General features: G+C 72.4%; 3 protein-coding genes. All 3 read right to left on the reverse strand.

Features of this window, described 5'->3' with window-relative positions; translation table 11 throughout:
- Positions 1–117 precede the first annotated feature (117 nt).
- A complete protein-coding gene (locus tag AB0F11_RS38105; protein WP_362184448.1) occupies positions 118–582 on the reverse strand; it encodes a type II toxin-antitoxin system PemK/MazF family toxin in 465 nt (154 codons plus the stop codon).
- Between the two features lie 102 nt (positions 583–684).
- The gene (locus AB0F11_RS38110; RefSeq protein ID WP_362184450.1) at positions 685–1,119 is read right to left on the reverse strand and encodes an ester cyclase; all 435 of its coding nucleotides are present in this window, start codon (positions 1,117–1,119) and stop codon (positions 685–687) included.
- Positions 1,120–1,222: 103 nt separating this feature from the next.
- Positions 1,223–1,891, reverse strand: coding sequence for an O-methyltransferase (locus tag AB0F11_RS38115; protein WP_362184452.1), 669 nt, complete (start codon positions 1,889–1,891; stop codon positions 1,223–1,225).
- Positions 1,892–2,133 lie beyond the last annotated feature (242 nt).

A 2,133-nucleotide genomic window follows, 5' to 3' on the forward strand; every position in this document is an offset into this window, starting at 1 on the left:
TGGGGGGGGGGGGGGGGGTGTTGGGGGGGGGGGGGGGGGGGGGCGGGGGTGGGGGGGGGGGGGGGGGGGGGGGGGGGGGGGGGGGGGGCCCCCGGCCGGCTACCGCCGGCCGTAGTGCTACCGCCAGCCGTAGCGCTCCCGGAGGCGGCCCACGACCAGGTCGAAGCGCCCGCGGTCCAGCGCGCACGCCTCGCGCCGCATCCCGCCCTCGTGTACCCGCAGCACCCGGTCGACGTCCACCCACGACTCCCGTCCGGCGCCGTCCCACGGTCCGGTGCCGATCGGCACCCACTCCCGGTCGTTGTCGTGCCGCTTGCTGGACAGCTGCACCGCCAGCAGCGTCGGCCGACCCGCCTCCCGGGCCACGACCAGCACGGGGCGGTCCTTGCCGCGGCCGTCGTTCTCCTCGTACGGAACCCAGGTCCAGACGATTTCCCCGGGGTCGGGATCCCCGTCGGGGTCCGGTGCGTAGGACGTCCGTACCGGCCCGATGGCACGCGGATCGGCCTCGGAGGTGGCCGTGGCGCCACCGCGGCCGGGCTGCTCGATGTACGGGGAGCCGTGCTGGGAAAGTGCCGTCATCCGGGTGAGGTTACCGGGTGCGGGTGCGGGTGCGGGTGCGGGTGCGCTGGCGGCTCCGGAGGCGCTGTCGGCGTCGGGGAGGTCGGGCCGTCGTTTCGGGCATCAGTCCGTCTGGGGCCAGTCCCAGCCCAGCTGGAGGAAGAAGCCCAGGCGGTCGCTGACCGCGCGGATCTGGGCGATCTTCCCCTCCGCGAGAGTGAAGATCCAGATGGCCTCCACCTCGAAGTCGCGGCCGGTCGGCTGCGGCATGCGCGGGTGCGTCCCGCCGTGCGTGCCGCGCTGCGTGACCCGGGCGACGACCCGGTCGCCTTCGCCGACCAGCTCGTCGACGTCGACGAGCAGCGGGTCGAACGCGGCGAGCTGGCTGCGGATGCCGTCGAAGGCGGCGCCGGGCTCGTCGGCCTCGCCGTGGATGATCTTGTTGTGGTCGATGACGTCCGCGGCCATGTAGGTCGGCAGATCGTCGACCCGGCGCTCGCTGACGGCTTCGAAGAAGCCGAGGACGACCTGCTTGTTGGCGTCGATGGTCGAGGTCATGTGGTTCCCCCTGGGTGCTGCTGTAGCTGGCGACAGCTCTCGCGAGCTCTCGCCGGATCTCGCTCGGTCATTGATCGCCGCGAGCATACGACGGGGGTGCGTGTCAGCCGGTGACCAGGGCCAGGATGAGGCCGTCGTACCCCTTGCCGCCGACGGTCTGGAGGGCGGTCGCCGTCAACCGGGGGTGCTCGGCGATGAGTTCGGTGAAGCGTCGCACGCCCTGAACGCGCGGGTCGCTGCTCGTCGCGTCGGTGACCGCGCCGTCACGGACGACGTTGTCGCCGATGATGACGCTGCCCGGGCGGGTGAGCTTGAGGGCCCAGTGAAGGTAGTCGGGGTTGGACGGCTTGTCGGCGTCGATGAAGACGAGGTCGAACGGCTCCTCGTCGACGAGCTGCGGGAGGAGGGCGATGGCCTTGCCGCGCCGGAGGTCGACGATGTGCTCCAGGCCGGCCCGGGCGATGTTCGCCGCGGCCACGTCGGCACACTGCGGGTCGACCTCCAGCGTGACCAGCCGCCCGTCCGCCGGAAGCGCCCGGCCGAGCCAGATGGTGCTGTACCCGCCGAGGGTGCCAATCTCGAGGATGCGCCGGGCCCCGTGGATCCGCGCGAGCAGGTTCAGCAACTTCCCCTGATTCGGGGCCACCTGATGCGGAGGCAGCCCGGCGGCTTCGGAATCGGCGGCGGCGAGCACGAGCGCATCGTCCTCGCGGACGAGCAGCCCGTCGAAGTAGCCGTCCACGGCGGTCCAGGTGTCCTGAGGCTCGGGCATTGGGCTCCCTGGAGGCGTGGATGGTGTGCGCGGCGACGTACGCGGGTGATGCAAAGTTCCCAAAGGGAACTTACACGAGACGGGGGAGTCCACAACAGCCTGTTGAGGGCCGGACGGGCGGCACCAGCGCGCCGGAGGTGTGTGGGAACGGGGTCACGGTGGACCGGGGTCGGAGGGTGCTCGGGGGCGTCCCGGCCGCCCATTGTCCTTTCGGTTCGCGCCGGCTCGTCAAGGGCGCTCCT

This window comes from Streptomyces sp. NPDC032472, from assembly GCF_040636955.1.
Taxonomy (GTDB): domain Bacteria; phylum Actinomycetota; class Actinomycetes; order Streptomycetales; family Streptomycetaceae; genus Streptomyces.